Below are 17,090 nucleotides of genomic sequence, written 5' to 3' on the forward strand. Positions count from 1 at the left end.
GGATCGCGCAACATCAGCCCTTCACCTCCTTGTTTGCTCAGCTCGTCTAATTGGCGTGTTAATTCTGCTGGCCCAGCGTAAGGGTGGTAAACCGGTAGCTGCAAAAACGGCTTACCCTCAACCAGTTGTTGCAAGCGCTGATAGCGCTGGCGATAACTGCCTGCAGCATCGGGCAAGTCAAATACCATAAATTGCAGAGCTTGCCATTGCTCTGCAGAGGGGTTTTGCTGTTGGATTAAGCTTTGTAGCGCGCCAAACTGACCACGCCCCAACCAGAGCTCTCCTTCGATAGGAATACTCGGGAGTTGCTGGCGTAAGGTAGCGGGCAGAGCAATCGCTAGGCCGTTGCGGCTGATCAGTTGTTGGCCATTCCAATAGGCTCTAATGCCATCGTATTTTTCACACACCCAATAGCCTTGCAGGGGAATATCTTGAGAATATTCGCTAGCTAATAACAGGGCCGGTGGGGTGGCTTGCTGAGCCAGTACCGCCTGCGGTGAAGACAGCATTAATAGACATAAACTTAAGGGCTTGGTAGGGCTAGGTCTCATTAGTATTTACCATTTAATGATTTTTTTATCATTAAATGGTAGGGCATAAGTTTTAGTTGCGCTAGCAACAGTCAGATTTTTGTTGTTACAGAAATAAGTTTGTATTGAGGGAATCGCATTAGCCATTAATGTTAGCAGCCGAGCGTTTAGGTTTAGTTTAGCGAGTTTTGTGTGCCAGCTGTTCGCTGTAATTGCAGTCTAATGGTGAGTGCAGCAGAAAATGGTTTGTATGGTTGTAGGGCGAGTATAACTTGAGCTTAAGCAACGGCATATACTGGTGGGCCGCGCTTCACTCTGGAGTTAATTCGGCTTGCTTAGCGGTCACTTCTTGTCGCGGCAGGCTAAATAAAAAAGCCGACGCAGAGCGTCGGCAAATGAGTACCAATTAGCGATCGGTTTTCAGCTTATTTGCTGTAAATGTACTTGTTGACGATGTTTTCCAACTCTTCTTGACGGCCTGATACATGGGCTGGGTCAATGTTTTCGGCAAGCGCATGCTGAGCTAGCGACTCTAGGCTGTAATCACCAGACATAATGGCTTTACCAAAGTCACCGCTCCAACCGGCGTAACGCTCTGCAACAATTTTGCTAATTTCTTCGCTTTCGATCAGTTTGGCCGCTTTTTCTAGTGCTAGTGCACAAGTGTCCATGCCGCCGATATGGCCATGGAAGTAGTCAGCAGGATTGATACTTTGACGACGTAGTTTAGTATCAAACATCAAACCACCAGTAGCAAAGCCACCGTTGCGTAGGATGTCGTACATGACTGGCGTCCACTCTTCTACGCTATTAGGGAATTGGTCGGTATCCCAGCCTAGTTGAGCATCACCACGGTTTGCGTCGATAGAACCGAACAAGCCGAGTGAAATAGCGGTAGCAATTTCGTGATGGAAAGAGTGACCGGCTAGGGTTGCGTGGTTCACTTCAATGTTAACTTTTACTTCGTTCTCTAGGCCAAATTGCTTCAAGAAGCCATATACCGTGGCGGTATCGTAGTCGTATTGGTGTTTAGTTGGCTCTGCTGGTTTAGGTTCGATCAACAAGGTGCCTTTAAAGCCAATTTTATGTTTGTGCTCAACTACCATTTGGAAGAAGCGGCCAAGTTGTTCACGCTCTTGACGTAAGTCGGTATTGAGTAGCGTTTCATAACCTTCACGGCCACCCCATAATACGTAGTTTTCACCGCCTAGCATTTTAGTGGCGTTCATTGCAGTGAAGACTTGAGTCGCTGCATAGGCAAATACTTCTGGGTTAGGGTTAGAGCCTGCACCAGACATGAAGCGAGCGTTAGAGAAGGCATTGGCGGTGCCCCACAATAGTTTCATGCCTGTTTCGTCTTGTTTCTGAGCAAGCACGTCCATCATGATCTTCATGTTTTCGGCATACTCTTTAATTGAGTTGCCCTGTGGAGCTACGTCTACGTCATGGAAAGAGTAGTAGGGAGTGCCAATTTTAGAGAAGAAATCGAAAGCAACGTCGGCTTTGGCTTTTGCGTTCTCTAGGGTGTCACCACCTTGCTGCCAAGGACGGTCGAAAGTGCCTGCACCAAATATGTCAAAGCCATTCCAGCAGAAGTTATGCCAGTAACAAGCACCAAAGCGTAGGTGTTCGGCCATGGTTTTACCCATGATTACCTTATTGGCATCGTAATGGCGGAACGCCAATGGGTTAGTGGACTCAGGTCCTTCGTATGCGATTTTTTCAAATTGGTCAAAATATTGAGCCATGGTACTACTCCTAAAAAGAATGCGTGTTCATCCGGAGAACCTGTCTCCTGGTGAGTTTCATTGTTAGCTCTGGCAGGCTTTCGCTCAATTACGAAAAATGCAGGGTTTTTTCAGCTATTTGCTTTTCGTGCGCTGACTCGCGTTTTTTCTGCGTGCTTTTTCAGGAAAATCACAAAATACAGCTGAAATAGGTTTCGATGTGAAATTTCGTAACAGCCTTATTGCTGCTTAACGAAAAACATAAGTAGTGAGGGGCTATCGGGCTGCGGCGTCGCGGTTAAAACCAGAGAGCGAGTAGGAATTATTTAAGTATTGTTTCTGTACAGTATTGATGGCTTGGTTTAAGCGGGTCATAAAATCGGGGTGCTTGGCTAGATAGGATTTAGAGATGTAAATACCAAAAGGCGTGGCGCTTTGCACCACTTCAATGTATTCGTCGTTAACTAAGTTTGGGTGGTCTGAACTCTCTTTAAATACGTCTGCCGATAAAAAAGCCGCATCGATGCGCTTTAAGTCGAACAGCATTTGTGCCAGCTTTTTCACATCGTTTTGCTTGCCAATGACCCGGTAGTGGTGCTGCAACAGCCAAAAATGGGTATTTGTCCCTTCAATCGAGGCCACCTTAGCTTGGCTTTTAAATGCCGCGGAATAAGGATCTAAGAACGTGTCGTAGCGGAAAAACCAGCTCCAATTGTTATGCAGCAAGGGGCTAGAAAATTCTGCGATATGATCGCGTTGGTTATTTCTAGAGGCTAAGAAAAGCCCATCAGCCTTGTCATTTTCGAGCTCACTAAGCGCTCGCTTATAGTTCGGCACCATACGAGTTTGATAGCTTTGATCCATGTGTTGCATGATCTTTTCAAGCAAGAAATTGCCGACGGCCAAAGGGGGCTTACTATTGGTGGTATAGGGGGGAAAATCGGGATAAACCAAACGCAACGGCTCTGCTTGAGCGTTAGCAAGCCATAGCCCGACGATAGCCACCAGCAAGCGTGCTACTTTACCCATTCGCTATGGCTCCTTTTTACTCGCTATCCTTGCAGTATAGATTTCATTCTAAGCGGGTAGCTTGGCTAATAGCAAAATTATTTGAAAAAGCCTAAGCGCGCAGACTTTAACTGAGTAAGTGCATAATAATAAGTGGGTTTATTTTATTCGGTAGGGGAAAACAAAGCGCTGAAACCAGCGCTTTGTTCAGTAGGTTTAGTTGTTTAATAAGCTAAGGCTTTTATCAATCACGTTGTCTACGGTAAAGCCAAATAGTTTAAACAGCTCGCCGGCCGGTGCCGATTCACCAAAGCTAGTCATGCCCACAGTGATACCGTCTAAACCAACGTATTTACCCCAATAGTCGGCTTGTAGTGCTTCTACTGCGACTCGTGCGCGTACTGCTTTGGGTAATACGGCTTCGCGGTAGTCGGCATCTTGCTTGTCGAAGCGCTCACAACAAGGCATCGAAACAACTCTGACTTGCTTACCTTGCTCGCTCAACTTGGCGGCTGCCGCTACGGCTAGTTCTACCTCGGATCCGGTAGCAATTAAGATCAACTCTGGCGTGCCACTGCAGTCTTTTAAGACATAAGCACCACGGCTAATTTGTTCTAATTGCTCAGTGCTGCGTTTCTGCTGCTCAAGTGCCTGACGAGAGAAGATTAACGCGCTAGGCCCGTCTTGACGCTCAATGGCGTTGATCCAAGACGCCGCCGATTCAACTTGGTCACAAGGGCGCCAAGTTTCCATGTTAGGGGTAAGGCGCAAACTTGCCACTTGCTCAACCGGTTGGTGAGTTGGGCCGTCTTCACCCAAACCAATGGAGTCATGGGTATATACAAAAATCGAGCGTTGCTTCATTAGCGCCGCCATGCGCACGGCGTTACGCGCATATTCCATAAACATCAGGAAGGTGGCTGAATACGGAATAAAGCCACCATGTAAGGCGATGCCGTTTTGCATGGCTGACATACCAAACTCTCGCACCCCGTAGTGAATGTAGTTACCCGAAGCATCTTCGGCACTCACTGATTTAGAGCTAGCGTGGAAAGTTAAATTAGACGGTGCTAAATCGGCGGAACCACCGAGTAGCTCGGGCAACAACTTGCCCACCACATCCAAGGTATTTTTAGAGGCTTGGCGGCTAGCAATGTTAGCGGGTTGATTTTGTAAACCTTGCAACAAGGCTAGGCTTTCGGCTTGCCAGTTTTCTGGCAACTCACCCTGCACCCGGCGAGAGTATTCTCTGGCCAATTCTGGGTAGGCTTTTTGATAAGCGGCAAATAAGTCATTCCAGGCGTTTTCTTGCTCGCTGCCCTTGGCTCGATGGTCCCAGGCTTGATAGATATGGCTGGGAACTTCAAAGGCTGGATATTGCCAGCCAAGGAATTCGCGGGCGGCTTTCACTTCGTCTTCGCCTAGTGGGGCGCCGTGACAGTCGTGAGAACCTGATTTATTGGGTGAACCAAAACCTATAATGGTTTTAGTACAGATTAAGGTAGGTTTGTTTAATTCTGCCTTGGCGGCAACAATGGCGGCATTAATTTGCTCGGGGTCGTGGCCGTCTACGTCACGGATCACTTGCCAGCCGTAAGCTTCAAAGCGAGCTGGAGTATCGTCGGTAAACCAGCCTTCTACGTGGCCATCAATAGAAATGCCGTTGTCATCCCAGAAGGCAATCAGTTTACCCAAACCTAAGGTGCCCGCTAGCGAACAGACTTCGTGAGAGATGCCTTCCATTAAACAGCCGTCACCCATAAAGGCATAGCTGAAGTGGTCGACGATGGCAAAGTCGTTGCGGTTAAACTGGGCGGCCAGCATTTTTTCGGCCAGTGCCATACCCACTGCGTTGGCAATCCCCTGACCAAGTGGGCCAGTGGTGGTTTCTACGCCGGGGGCGTAACCATATTCTGGGTGGCCAGGTGTTTTAGAATGCAGCTGGCGGAAATTTTTCAACTCTTCAATGGGTAGCTCATAACCGCTAAGGTGAAGCAGAGAATAAAGCAGCATCGAACCATGGCCATTAGACAGCACAAAGCGGTCGCGGTTGCTCCAGCTGGGGTTGCTAGGGTTGTGAACCAAGTGGTCACGCCATAGTACTTCGGCGATATCGGCCATGCCCATGGGCGCACCAGGGTGGCCTGATTTAGCTTGCTGTACGCCATCCATGCTAAGCGCACGGATCGCATTGGCGTATTGTTGACGAGGGTGAGACATCTTTTGCTTCCTAATAGTGAGTTAAGCCTGTAATGCTGCAACTAGCATTTTGTCGAGTTTGACCTGATCAACGGCAAAGGCACGTATGCCTTCGGCGAGTTTCTCGGTGGCCATAGCATCTTCGTTATGGGCCCAGTAAAACTCGGCTTCGGTCATAGGCTCGGGGCGTTTCTGGTTTACGCCTTGGTCTTGTAAACGTGGCTCTAGTACTTGCTCAGTTTGATCAAGCTCTTCTAATAGTGCAGGCCCAATGGTGAGGCGATCACAACCAGCAAGCTCAATAATTTCCCCAATATTGCGGAAGCTAGCTCCCATCACCACGGTGTTGTAACCGTGATCTTTGTAGTAGCGGTAGATGTCGGTGACCGAAATTACACCGGGATCATTGGCACCGCTGTAGTCGATGCTGCCATCTTTGGCTTTGTACCAATCTAGGATCCGTCCAACGAAGGGCGAAATTAAGAATACGCCAGCTTCGGCACAGGCGCGTGCTTGGGCGAATGAAAATAATAGGGTTAGGTTACAGTTAATCCCTTCTTTTTCTAGTTGTTCGGCGGCGCGAATACCTTGCCAGGTTGAGGCCAATTTAATCAACACACGTTCTTTGCTTACGCCAGCGGCTTGGTATAACTCTATTAGGCGGCGCGCCTTGGCAATACTGGCTTCGGTATCAAACGATAAACGAGCATCCACTTCAGTAGAGATACGTCCAGGAACCAGTTCTAGCACCTTGCAACCAATGGTCACCACCACTTTGTCGGCAGCCATGGCTAGTTGCTCGGCGGGATCATCGCTTTGGGTTTTCGCCCAAGCTGCTACTTCTTTTAGCAGTTCGGAATATTCCGGTAAGGCAAGTGCTTTGACGATCAGTGAAGGATTGGTGGTAGCGTCTTCAGGTGAAAATTTACGCATGGTGTCTAAATCACCGGTATCGGCCACCACGGTGGTGTATTGTTTCAGCTGTTGTAGTAGAGAACTCATAAAAAGTATCGACCCTTAGTAATGAAATCATATTCCTAGGCTTGTTGGTTTGCCTGCATTATCAATTGCAGGTCAAGCTTCCAACTAAGCTCCATATCCATATAAAGTGCCAGACTGGCAGTTAAGTACAATTACGCTTTTTTTAGCGCTTATGTTGAATTTTCGCAGTGTCGATCAAGATCACGTTGTATGGGTGTGTTTAGCCTGCCACACCGCGACAAGATGTTGCCTTGTTGTACTTATTCAAAGCAGCATGCGCCCATCGGCTAAAAAAAGATACGCAATAAAGTGGCAGATATATAGTAAGGCGAATGATGTTTTTTCATTGTTCACCGTATTTGTTGGTTGATTTTTATGCTTAAACTAACGCTGTTTGGGGGGAGCTTGCTTGGCGATAAAACACTAGCTTTTAGTCAGTTATGCTGTGTTTTTCGCCTAATCAAGTTCGCCTATTGGTCACTTAGGCCTGCTTTAATGGTTGCTTTGTTTGCTCAATAAACGGAGCTAGCTCTCGGTTTGTCATGCCTTTTTGCTCACGTAGCATACCGGGGGCCATTCCCCAGCGTTTTTTGACCGCGCAGGAGAGATATTGCGGGCTGCTGAAACCCACCGTTTGGGCGATTTGGCTCAAGGTTTGATCGGTATCGACCAATAATTCTAAGGCTAGGTTGAGTTGGCAATCCAGTAAATAGGCATGTAAGGACATACCCAGCTCATGGTGAAACTTATTGTCGATGGCGCCGCGCGAGCAGCCCAGCTCGGCCAAGATGTGTTTTACTTTGATATTGCCCTGATTAATTCGTATCAGGTTAAGCGCCCCGCGTACCAAATTATCTTTAAAATGGAAGAAGTCGGTGGAGTCGCGAGCTATCACTCGTTCTGGTTGCACATAATGTTGATACTGAACTAACTGTTTACCTTCCATTAAGGGCTGCAGCAAGGAAGCGGCCAAGTAACCCATGGCTCGGGTACCTTGACGCACCGAGGTTAAGCTAGGTAGGCTAAGGGTACAGTTGAGTTCATCATCGTCGATGCCCATGATCGACACATCTTCAGGAATGCTAATTTTTGCCAGTTTGCAGGCATAGCTCAGCTGGCGCGCACGCACGTCATTGGCGGCAATAATGCCCACCGGTTTGGGCAGGCGAATTAACCATTCACATAAACAGGCTAGGTCACTGTCCCAAGTATCGGCATTGTCTCTAGCGGTAAATTCGCTATAACTGCATTGATTGTCAACGCACCATTGACGCAGCAGGGTTTGTCGATTGGCCGACCAATTGTTAAAGGGGCGGTTAGGGTAGCCGCAGAAGGCCAGATGAGTGTAACGGCGCATTTTTAAAAAACGCGCCGCCATATTGATGATCTGTTTGTTATCCGACATCACTAGCGGATAGCCCTGCATTTGTTTGGCCACCGTTTCACTGCTGGCAACCCCCACCACTGGAATATCTCGTGATTGGATGGCGTCGCGAATGTCGGGGTGATCAAAATCGGCGATCACGCCATCTCCCTGCCACTTATTAAAATCGTCCACCGAAAACAGGTTTTGTTCGCCGATGAATAGATTCCACGGGCTGCCTTTTTTCACAAACGAAGAGATGCCCGTGATGATGCCGCGGTCATAGGCCATGTTGGCGTTAAGTAACAGTGCAACGCGGTAATTTTCAGTCATCGTCGGTTTCCAATGGCTAAGGGAAATAAATAAGCAGTATTGCCGTAATACACGTAGTGAGCGCCAGCCTGTTGGCTGGCGCAGAGCAGAGTGCTTAAAACAGACCAACCAACTGTGGGTAAAGCGCTTGATAACAGGCGCGGCGTTGGGCGTAATTAGCATGGCGCTCGGCATTGCTTTGGTGTACTTCAACCAACTCGGGAACCGGACAAACCTGTTCTAAGCTGGCTTCAGGATTAACTGCCAATTGCGCCAGACGCGCCGCTCCCAAGGCTGGGCCAACATCGCCACCTAGACGATAGCTCACCGCCTGACCAAATACATCGGCCAGCATTTGTCGCCAGTAACGGCTACGTGCGCCGCCACCAATCAAGGTGATTTCCTCAGGTTTTAAGCCAGTGGCATGCAGTGCATCCAAACCATCGGCAAAGGCAAAGGCTACCCCTTCTAGAACGGCTCGGCATAGGTCTAGCGGGCCAGTTGAGTGAGTCATGCCAAAGAACACGCCTTTGGCTTCGGGGTTGTTATGAGGTGTGCGCTCGCCCGATAAGTAAGGTAGGAACACCACCGGGTTGTCACTTTCTGGAGCGGCTTCTACCGCCTCTAACATGCTAGGTACATCGGCTTGTCCAGTGAGCTTAACCACCCAGTCTAAGCAAGAGGCAGCGCTAAGAATCACCGACATTTGGTGCCAAGTGCCAGGTAAGGCATGACAGAAGCTGTGCAAGGCTGATTCTGGGTTGCTGAGGTAGCCATCGCTAACCGCAAAATAGACTCCAGAAGTACCTAAAGACAACATGGCTTGGCCTGGTTTGGTGATGCCCACACCCACCGCTCCTGCGGCGTTGTCTCCACCGCCCGCCACTAGTGGTACTGCAGGCATGCCCCAGCGCTCGGCTAATTCGGCTTTGAGGTGACCGGTAATTTGGTTGCCTTCAAACAAGGCCGGCATGTGTTCGCGAGTCAGCCCTGTGGCGGCGAGGATTTGCTCGCTCCAGTCGCGTTTCGCCACATCTAGCCACATGGTGCCAGCAGCATCCGACATATCCGAGGCAAAATCGCCCGACAATAGGTAACGTAGGTAATCTTTGGGTAACAATACCTTGTCGACTTTGTTGAAGATCTCCGGCTCGTTTTGTTTCACCCAGAGCAATTTGGGGGCAGTGAAGCCCGGCATCATGATGTTGCCCACTATGTCGCGAGACTCTGGCACCAAGCGTTCTAACTCTTCACACTGGGCTGCACTGCGGCCATCATTCCAAAGAATGGCTGGGCGCAGCACTTCACCTTGCGCATCTAACAGGGTCGCGCCATGCATTTGTCCGCTTAATCCAATGGCCTTTACCGAAGCGAGAGAATGTTGTTGGCTAAGTGTGGTGAGCGCATCTTGAGTGGCTTGCCACCAATCTTGTGGAGCTTGCTCTGAACACAGTGGCGCAGGACGCGACACGCTTAAGCTCTCGGTGGTTTGGCCTAGTAGCTCACCATTTTCGCCAAGCAATACCACTTTGACGCCAGAGGTGCCTAAATCGATACCAATATACATAAATTTTCCTTCGTGCAAGCGAGCTGCATGATTTAGCACAACGCTAAGGATGGCAGCCAATGATTAAACAATATGGCATAATCCTGCCGTGGATTAGAAAGCGCTCTCAATTACGAAAATTGCTAGCGGAGTAGCGTTTTTCTCTCGCGTGGTGAAGTTCACAATTTTGCCTAAAATGTACATGATCATAATCACATTACGATTTTTCACAGTGGCGCTTTCGAGATTTTTTTTACATATTGAATTAATTCTCGAATGACCTAGCATTAGGATCCCAGATGTTTGATAAGCGTTTTAAAATTACTTTGTTGTTTAACGCCAACAAAGTTTATGACCGTCAAGTAATTAAGGGGATTGGAGATTACTTGCAAGCCTCCCAATGTGATTGGGATATTTTTTTGGAAGAAGATTTCCGATGCAGGATTAGTAAGTTACAACATTGGGTCGGTGATGGCATTATCGCCGACTTCGACGATCCTGAGATAGAGCAAGCTTTAAAGGGCTTGCGCGTGCCGATAGTGGCGGTGGGCAGCTCCTATGAAAACCCCGAAAACTATCCCGAAGTTCCCTATGTGGCGACCGATAACCGCGCTTTGGTGAGCTCTGCCTACGAGCATTTAAAAGCCAAGGGTTTAGAATATTTTGCCTATTACGGTATGCCTAAGAGCGAAGACAGTCGTTGGGCGATGGAGCGCGAGTCGGTATTTCAACAACTCGTCGCCAATGATGGTTATGAATGTGCCGTTTATCGCGGCTTAGAAACCAACGCCGAATCTTGGCAGTATGCAATGAACCGTTTGGCCGACTGGATCCAGTCCATGCCTAAGCCAGTGGGCATTGTGGCAGTATCGGATGCGCGAGCACGCCACTTACTACAGGTGTGTGACCATCTAGGCATAATTGTACCTGATAAGGTCTCCATTATTGGCATCGACGACGAAGACTTAACTCGCCATTTAAGCCGCGTATCCTTGAGTTCGGTTGCGCAGGGCTGTCGTAAAATGGGCTTTCAGGCGGCAAAAATGCTACATCGTCAGCTGCAAGGCCACGACTTGGGTAAACCACGTTTGTTGGTCGGGCCCGAGCAAGTGATTGAGCGTCAATCTACCGATTACAAAGCCTTGAAAGACCCTTATGTGATTCAAGCCATGCACTACATTCGCCATAATGCTTGTAAGGGAATTAAGGTGGAACAGGTACTGGATTACGTGAAAGTGTCACGTTCTAATCTTGAGAAGCGCTTCAAGGATGATATTGGTCATTCGGTTCACCAAGAGATTCACTGCGCTAAACTCGACCAAGCGATGAGCTTGCTGCGTAATACCGAATTGTCTACCTCGGATATCGCCGAATTGTGTGGTTATCCGTCGCTGCAATATATGTATGCGGTGTTTAAGAAAGATTTAGAGCTTACCCCCAAAGCCTATCGCCTGAGCCGGCAACAGCAAGACGAAGATGAAGATGAATAGCTTGAGTCATGGGTAATTACCTTTTAAGCTCGATGCTTACAGCATTGAGCTTAAAAGGAGGGTCAAGCTTGTCCAAGATCTCTAAGGTCGCCATTGTTGGCGGCACCCACGGAAATGAATTTAGCGGTATTTACTTAGTTAAAAAGTGGCAAAAACAGCCTCAGCTAGTGGCGCGCGCTAGCCTACAAGTTGAAACCGTATTTGCTAACCCCAAAGCCTATGCCGAAAATAAGCGTTACATTGACGCCGACTTAAATCGCCAGTTTAGCGCCCAGTCTTTGGCCGATTATGACTTGGCTAACTATGAGCAGTCTCGTGCCAAGGCGCTGCATCAGCAGTTGGGGCCTAAGGCTAATCCCAATATGGATTTGGTAATTGATTTACACAATACCACGTCCAATATGGGGCCAACCCTGATCCTACTTGAACAAACACCATTTTATAAACAGTTAGCGGCTTACGTGAAAATGCAAATGCCGGAAGCAGTGATTTTCTTGGAAGAAGGCGAAGCCGACATGGCGCAGCATCGCTTTTTGGCTAGCTGTGGTAAGTATGGAGTATTAATTGAAGTTGGGCCGCAGCCACAATCGGCTCTGCGCCAAGATATTCTAGAGCAAATGGAGCGAATGACCGGTTACATTTTAGACTTTGTTGATTTGCATAATCAGCAAGCCGTACCGGCCTTACCCAAACTGCTAGAAGCGTTTTTATATCTTGATACCATCACCTTGCCGATGGATGAACAGGGTGAGCGTTTGGCCATGGTTCACCAGCATGTGCAAGACAATGACTTTAAACCCTTAAATCCTGGCGATCCCTTATTCCGTACCTTCAATGGTGAAGATATTTATTATGAGGGAGATAAAATCGTTTACCCCGCCTTCATCAACGAAGCGGCATACTACGATAACAACCTCGCCATGTCGTTGCTGGATAAGGTGTATCTGGAAATTGAGTAACTTGGTTTAGCAAGAGCGCTAGTTTAGCGCTCTTGTTAGTGGCTTAATTACCCACTAACCCTCTTTATTAGGTAGCTTTTCTTTAAGGGTTTAGCTGCCATTATCTAATGATTTAGCAAACCAAGCGTAAGTGTGCAAAGGCCATCTTTAGCCTGTTTTAATATCTCTCTTGCTAGTCGTCTGCGTGGCTCACTCACCATATTCCCTTCTCAAGCTCTCTTCTTACTACTAAGCTCTATCAGCAGTGCGTTTTTCGTGGCGCAAGAGCAATGGCTAAGCGTTCAGAGAAGATAACAAGCCTTTTAATTTGGGCTTGTGGGCAACAATGTCGTTTAGCTTAAGGAAAGCATCTGCGAATCGTTTTATGCTGCTAGGGTAGTCTTGACTTAAAGGTAAATGCCCATGTTAATTACATTCAGCTGTAAAGCTTACGCCAATGTCACCATGTTTGGCGATATTGGTTTAGCGCTATTAAAAATGATGGGGCACAGTGGTGGCGTGCCGGGTGCGATACGGGCCGAGGATGTTGCCGAAGCATTAGCCAAGTTAAAAGCCGAGCTTGAGCTAGCCGCTAACGCTCAGCTTGAGCCATCTGAGGCGGATGAGGACGGTGCTGAATTAGAGCCTGCCATTAACTTAAGTACGCGTGCTCAGCCCCTAATTGAGCTATTAAGCTCAGCGACTAAAAAGCAATGTGATGTGATGTGGGATCGTTGAGTATAACGGTACTACTGAATAACAGTGCAGCTTAGCCAATGGCGAGTGCGAGTAACGCCATTGCCATACTAGTTGTCCCATGGTCTTTAGTATTGCCTGATAGATATGCAGGTAGCGTTCACTGTTGGTTGTGATTATGCTGCAGTATTGGCATAGGTTCAGCGCAATCAGCGAGTCGCTATTTCGCTAAACTTAATAACAATAAACTCGCCTTAAAGCGGTTTTTTTAAGCATTTTTCAAAAATTAGCTGGTCTCTAAAACGCGCAAGATATCTTGCATCGATTGTTGATACTGTTGCTGATTCGAGTTTTTAAATAGCAGTAAATCGTCAACTACCTCGGGCTTGTCGATGCAATGAGGAATAGAGAAGTCTACTCCCGCAATGTATTGATCCCAGTTTGCGAGTTTCCACGTATCTCGCGGCGAGTTTCGTTCAATCATTCGCTGTTTAACTACATTAACATCCGTTTCTACCCACACCACCGTGAGTCGCGCATTTTTTTCTAGCAGCTGCTGTTTTAAGTTGTCGATGTAGGCTGTATCTCTAATTTCTCGGGTGAATGGCGCATTTATTAGCACAATATCGTCATAGTCTAAGGCTTCCATTGCTAGTGCTAAAGTGGCCTGATACTCGTAGTTACGGATGTGTTGTTCAAAGAACTCGGAACTACGGTTCACCTCGACATTCGCGAGTTTAAAAATCTGATGCGATAACACAATAAGTGTGTCTTTATCTAAGTACACAACGTGCTTAAGCGCTTTGGCTAGTTGTTTAGAAATGTAAGTTTTACCGCTGGCCGGTGGTGAGGTCACCAAAATGAGTCTTTTCATATTAATCCGTTATTGATAGGTCTTAGACAGGCCTAGGTAATTGTCGCTGGTTAAAACCAGCGCTTCCATTTAAATAGGCCAATCAGCCCTAGTGCAATGCTGGCCATTACCGCCAACAGGATGAAGTAACCATCGGGGTGGTGCAGCTCGGGAATCACCTCGAAGTTCATGCCGTAAATACCCGCTAAAAAACTCAAGGGCACGAAAATGGCGGTAATCAGGGTGAGTACTCGCATGGTATTGTTCAGCTTGTGCGAGCTTATTGATAAATAACCATCCACTAAGTCGCCACAAATCTCGTAGTACATCCTACTCAAACTCTGTAAGCGCTCAAAGCGTTCGTGTAAATCCTGCATCACCGGTTGGTCGATGCTGATGTTACTGGGCTCGGTTTGATGTTGTAACTCAATTAAGGTTTGGCTGAGGTTGAGATGGTAGTTGAAGATCCGATTCAGCCGCAGTAAATCGGTTTTCTTACGAGTGATGGCCGCCAGAATGTAGTCGTTGCCATGTTCATGAATTTGCTCTTCTAACTCGCTGAGCTTGTCTTCAAATTCTAACAACTGGTTTAAGTACAAGTTGGATGAGGTATGCATGATGCGACTGGCCAAGCTCAGTGGTGCGTTGAGGTATTTGGCAAAGCCTTGTTCCAGCAAGTTCTCGATACCCTGCGAGCGCCCCTGATGTAAGGTGATTAAATAATTAGGGCCAATGAACATGGCCAGTTGCATGTGCTCAAATCTAAGCTCGCCTAAGCATTGTTGAATGCCGCGATAAAGCAGGAATACTTGGTCGTCAAACAGCTCTATCTTGGGCGGATGGCGATGGCGGAACACGTCAACAATCGACAAGGCGTGGCAATTAAACTGTTTTAAAATCTCCTCGGCCTCAATTTGCAGGTAGTTGCTTAAGTCGATGTCTATCCATAACTGGGCGTTGGCTTGAGCAGACCAGTCGGCGATTTGCTGCTGGTCACCTAGTTGTGGCGCTTGTCCGTTAATACTGAGCCAAGTTCTAAGCATGATGGCACCCTTAAATTAATGCATGAGGAACAGAGAGGCTAAGCCGAGAAAGGCGACAAAACCTACGATGTCAGTCACGGTGGTCAGGATCACTGAACCGGCAACCGCCGGGTCGATCTTCATTTTTTTCAGCAAAAATGGGATCAGCGTAGCTGAGGCCGCCGCCGCTAAGCTGTTAAGCACAATCGCAACAAAGATAACCAAGCCCAAGGGGATCGAGCTAAACCAATAACTGACCACTCCCGCTATCACTACGCCCAGCAATAACCCGTTCCATGCGGCAATCTTTATCTCTTTGTTTAATAACAGCTTTAAGTTACTTTGTTGTAAGTGGTTCAGGGCAATACCGCGCAGCGCTACCGCGAGGGTTTGGCTGCCAGCAATCCCGCCCATGCTGGCCACCACCGGCATTAAAATGGCTAAGGCCACCAATTGTTGCAGCGCCCCTTCAAATAAGCCAATCACCCAAGAGGCTAAAAAGGCCGTGGCTAAGTTGGTGGTAAGCCAAATAGCCCGCATCTTGGCGGCAGTGCGCACTGGGGTAAATAGATCTTCTTCGTTAGAGGGCGCCTCGCTAATCGCTACTTCTAAACTGCGCTCTTGCAACCACTGCACAAGGTTAGATACTGCAATTGCGCCGATAATTTTGCCGTCGCGTTGCACCGGGTGCCAAGCGTGACCAGCCAATACATTCACCGACAAGGCCACCTCACTGAGCATTTGCTGATGGTCGAACACTTCGATGCTAAAGCTCAGCTCTTTTAAGCGGGTATGGTCATCAGCGTTGATGATGTCGGTCATGCTGCAAGCCCCTTGGAACTGCCCTTGGGCGTCTACTAGGTAAACCGCAACATGTTTATCTTGTTTGTCGAGCAAGCGTTGTTTGATCCGCTGTACTGTTGAGTTGGGGCGGGCACGTAGAATATGCAGATCGGTATAACGACCAATTTGCTCATCGTCGTAACTTAAGGCGTCTTGCAGTTGGGTGGCGCTTAACTGGTCTTGTTGTTCAAGATAAGTGTCCACCATCTGCTCGGGCAGAAAGTCGGCAAATTCAACAATTTCTGCATCGCCAATATGGCTTTGCAAGGCGGCGATTTGTTGCGCAGTGAACAGGTCAAATAAGTGTTTAACCGTTTCATACTGCATCAAGTGCAGGATCGGCCAAAAACGCTGTTCCGCCAGCTGGGGCCAAATTTGTTGCCGGTATTGGTCGGGTAAAGACTCGATCAAGTTGGCAAGAATGGCGTTGTCGTAGTCATTAACAAAGCTTAAATCTACCGGCTGTTCGTCTTGCTTGAGTAGCTTGAGGATCCGGTCTAGTGCGTCATCGTGATGACCATCAAAGGTTTGTAACGGAGGGCTTTCGTTGACTTCGTTGGTCATGTTCTATCCTTTGTAGTGCGGGGCCTTGGGCTTAGCCAAGGCCGGTCTGCAGCCACTTAGCTGCTGACTAAAAAGCTTTGTGAGGGGTCAACTAAAACCTTGTCCCCCATTCCTTGACGTCCTAACAACATTAGGTAGCTCATATCTTGACGATTACTCAAGGAAATTTCTATAGGCCAGATTAATTCGCCTAATTGGAAACTGGTTTGGATAACGTAGCGCTGCTCCACTTCGCCATTCGACGATTTGATTTTGCGGGTATCCACAATCGGGGCTGTACAGCGACACACCTGCTCTAAATTATAGATGTCGGGGTGCAAGTCGAAGCTAATATGCGGCTTGCCATTTTTTTTGGTGCGCTCCATGTTATCTACGTGTAGTGACGAGGTTTTCGCACCGGTGTCTATTCGCACCGGTAAATCGTGGATCCCTAAGTCGGGTAGGTGACAAGTTTCCAAATTACCAATCAGCAACTTAGTCATATTAGTTGTCCTCTTCTGCGGCGGCGGATTTAGCCGTGCGAGTGGGTTGGTGTTCGCCAATTACCACGGCTTTTTGAAATACCATGGCATTGGGGAAAGTGAGTTTAGCGCCGTTATCGGCCAGTAAAATCACGTGAAATAGGGTGATTTCTTCCAACTTGCCCTCAATTGAATTATCGCCATCTAAGATTTTTACCTGATGGCCCACTCGGTAGGGAAAGAAGAAAAAAACGATGATGCTGGCCGTCACATTACTAAGAATCGACCATTGGGCAAATAGCGCCACGCCAATAACGGCAAACATCGACGAGAAAAACAGGCCAAAGTCATTGAAACCGAGATCGCTGAGAAGGCTAATCACCATCAGCGTTAACAAGGCTAAAATGGCGCGTAAGACCCAAGTAACATAGTGGATCCGGGCTTTGTCGACATTGCGATTTTCACCAAAGGCCAATATCAGCTTAGCGAGTTTCTTTTGACCATAGAAAAAGCTCATCACCACTAAGGCGATGAACAACAAGCTAGTTAGGCTCATG

General features: G+C 47.8%; 14 protein-coding genes and 1 pseudogene. 3 read left to right on the forward strand and 12 right to left on the reverse strand.

All coding sequences use genetic code 11. The features are described 5' to 3' along the window. From ACQY6Q_RS01485 to xylB, 7 genes and pseudogenes are all read right to left on the reverse strand, one after another. Window positions 1–551 (reverse strand): annotated as a pseudogene (locus ACQY6Q_RS01485) (DNA ligase); the annotation flags it as partial. 404 nt (window positions 552–955) lie between these two features. Continuing rightward, the gene (gene xylA, locus ACQY6Q_RS01490; protein WP_427977027.1) at window positions 956–2,278 is read right to left on the reverse strand and encodes a xylose isomerase; all 1,323 of its coding nucleotides are present in this window, start codon (window positions 2,276–2,278) and stop codon (window positions 956–958) included. A 255-nt stretch (window positions 2,279–2,533) separates the two neighbouring features. After that, a complete protein-coding gene (locus tag ACQY6Q_RS01495) occupies window positions 2,534–3,286 on the reverse strand; it encodes a hypothetical protein (protein ID WP_427977029.1) in 753 nt (250 codons plus the stop codon). 195 nt (window positions 3,287–3,481) lie between these two features. Beyond that, window positions 3,482–5,485: a transketolase gene (gene tkt, locus ACQY6Q_RS01500; RefSeq protein WP_427977031.1), complete on the reverse strand. Its 2,004-nt coding sequence runs from the start codon at window positions 5,483–5,485 to the stop codon at window positions 3,482–3,484. Window positions 5,486–5,506: 21 nt separating this feature from the next. Beyond that, on the reverse strand, window positions 5,507–6,466 hold the full coding sequence (gene tal, locus ACQY6Q_RS01505; RefSeq protein WP_427977034.1) for a transaldolase: 960 nt from the start codon (window positions 6,464–6,466) through the stop codon (window positions 5,507–5,509). Window positions 6,467–6,926: 460 nt separating this feature from the next. After that, a complete protein-coding gene (locus ACQY6Q_RS01510) occupies window positions 6,927–8,141 on the reverse strand; it encodes a XylR family transcriptional regulator (protein WP_427977036.1) in 1,215 nt (404 codons plus the stop codon). Between the two features lie 94 nt (window positions 8,142–8,235). Beyond that, window positions 8,236–9,687 carry a xylulokinase gene (gene xylB / locus ACQY6Q_RS01515; RefSeq protein ID WP_427977039.1) on the reverse strand — a complete coding sequence of 484 codons (1,452 nt, stop codon included), beginning with the start codon at window positions 9,685–9,687 and terminating at the stop codon, window positions 8,236–8,238. A gap of 278 nt (window positions 9,688–9,965) precedes the next feature. Between xylB and ACQY6Q_RS01520 the strand changes: the two genes are divergently transcribed. The 3 genes from ACQY6Q_RS01520 (at window position 9,966) to ACQY6Q_RS01530 (ending at window position 12,832) form a co-directional block, all read left to right on the forward strand. Then, complete coding sequence (locus ACQY6Q_RS01520; RefSeq protein ID WP_427977042.1) at window positions 9,966–11,156, forward strand: XylR family transcriptional regulator; 1,191 nt, start codon at window positions 9,966–9,968, stop codon at window positions 11,154–11,156. Window positions 11,157–11,224: 68 nt separating this feature from the next. Next, the gene (locus tag ACQY6Q_RS01525) at window positions 11,225–12,115 is read left to right on the forward strand and encodes an aspartoacylase (protein ID WP_427977045.1); all 891 of its coding nucleotides are present in this window, start codon (window positions 11,225–11,227) and stop codon (window positions 12,113–12,115) included. A 402-nt stretch (window positions 12,116–12,517) separates the two neighbouring features. Further along, on the forward strand, window positions 12,518–12,832 hold the full coding sequence (locus ACQY6Q_RS01530; RefSeq protein ID WP_427977047.1) for a DUF1840 domain-containing protein: 315 nt from the start codon (window positions 12,518–12,520) through the stop codon (window positions 12,830–12,832). Window positions 12,833–13,076: 244 nt separating this feature from the next. Here ACQY6Q_RS01530 and ACQY6Q_RS01535 read toward each other — a convergent pair whose 3' ends face one another. From ACQY6Q_RS01535 to ACQY6Q_RS01555, 5 genes are read right to left on the reverse strand one after another with little or no spacing between them, the layout of a single operon-like run. After that, entirely contained in the window at window positions 13,077–13,664 is a 588-nt protein-coding gene (locus tag ACQY6Q_RS01535) for an AAA family ATPase (protein WP_427977049.1), read from the reverse strand. Window positions 13,665–13,714: 50 nt separating this feature from the next. Continuing rightward, the gene (locus ACQY6Q_RS01540) at window positions 13,715–14,686 is read right to left on the reverse strand and encodes a magnesium transporter CorA family protein (RefSeq protein ID WP_427977051.1); all 972 of its coding nucleotides are present in this window, start codon (window positions 14,684–14,686) and stop codon (window positions 13,715–13,717) included. Window positions 14,687–14,701: 15 nt separating this feature from the next. Next, on the reverse strand, window positions 14,702–16,072 hold the full coding sequence (locus ACQY6Q_RS01545) for a magnesium transporter (protein WP_427977054.1): 1,371 nt from the start codon (window positions 16,070–16,072) through the stop codon (window positions 14,702–14,704). Between the two features lie 56 nt (window positions 16,073–16,128). After that, window positions 16,129–16,554 carry an ATP-dependent zinc protease family protein gene (locus ACQY6Q_RS01550; RefSeq protein WP_055733755.1) on the reverse strand — a complete coding sequence of 142 codons (426 nt, stop codon included), beginning with the start codon at window positions 16,552–16,554 and terminating at the stop codon, window positions 16,129–16,131. Between the two features lies 1 nt (window position 16,555). Continuing rightward, window positions 16,556–17,089, reverse strand: coding sequence for a mechanosensitive ion channel domain-containing protein (locus tag ACQY6Q_RS01555; RefSeq protein WP_427977058.1), 534 nt, complete (start codon window positions 17,087–17,089; stop codon window positions 16,556–16,558). Between the last annotated feature and the right edge of the window lies 1 nt (window position 17,090).

Origin of the sequence: Agarivorans sp. (assembly GCF_050295395.1) — a bacterium.
Classification (GTDB): domain Bacteria; phylum Pseudomonadota; class Gammaproteobacteria; order Enterobacterales; family Celerinatantimonadaceae; genus Agarivorans.

What these genes read in the sequence shown, in the direction of transcription:
- ACQY6Q_RS01535 (WP_427977049.1), bottom strand. Translation starts at nt 13,664, where the DNA reads ATGAAAAGACTCATTTTGGTGACCTCACCACCGGCCAGCGGTAAAACT.
- ACQY6Q_RS01520 (WP_427977042.1), top strand. Translation starts at nt 9,966, where the DNA reads ATGTTTGATAAGCGTTTTAAAATTACTTTGTTGTTTAACGCCAACAAA.
- ACQY6Q_RS01545 (WP_427977054.1), bottom strand. Translation starts at nt 16,072, where the DNA reads ATGACCAACGAAGTCAACGAAAGCCCTCCGTTACAAACCTTTGATGGT.
- tkt (WP_427977031.1), bottom strand. Translation starts at nt 5,485, where the DNA reads ATGTCTCACCCTCGTCAACAATACGCCAATGCGATCCGTGCGCTTAGC.
- ACQY6Q_RS01495 (WP_427977029.1), bottom strand. Translation starts at nt 3,286, where the DNA reads ATGGGTAAAGTAGCACGCTTGCTGGTGGCTATCGTCGGGCTATGGCTT.
- xylB (WP_427977039.1), bottom strand. Translation starts at nt 9,687, where the DNA reads ATGTATATTGGTATCGATTTAGGCACCTCTGGCGTCAAAGTGGTATTG.
- ACQY6Q_RS01555 (WP_427977058.1), bottom strand. Translation starts at nt 17,089, where the DNA reads ATGAGCCTAACTAGCTTGTTGTTCATCGCCTTAGTGGTGATGAGCTTT.
- xylA (WP_427977027.1), bottom strand. Translation starts at nt 2,278, where the DNA reads ATGGCTCAATATTTTGACCAATTTGAAAAAATCGCATACGAAGGACCT.
- ACQY6Q_RS01550 (WP_055733755.1), bottom strand. Translation starts at nt 16,554, where the DNA reads ATGACTAAGTTGCTGATTGGTAATTTGGAAACTTGTCACCTACCCGAC.
- ACQY6Q_RS01530 (WP_427977047.1), top strand. Translation starts at nt 12,518, where the DNA reads ATGTTAATTACATTCAGCTGTAAAGCTTACGCCAATGTCACCATGTTT.
- ACQY6Q_RS01510 (WP_427977036.1), bottom strand. Translation starts at nt 8,141, where the DNA reads ATGACTGAAAATTACCGCGTTGCACTGTTACTTAACGCCAACATGGCC.
- tal (WP_427977034.1), bottom strand. Translation starts at nt 6,466, where the DNA reads ATGAGTTCTCTACTACAACAGCTGAAACAATACACCACCGTGGTGGCC.
- ACQY6Q_RS01540 (WP_427977051.1), bottom strand. Translation starts at nt 14,686, where the DNA reads ATGCTTAGAACTTGGCTCAGTATTAACGGACAAGCGCCACAACTAGGT.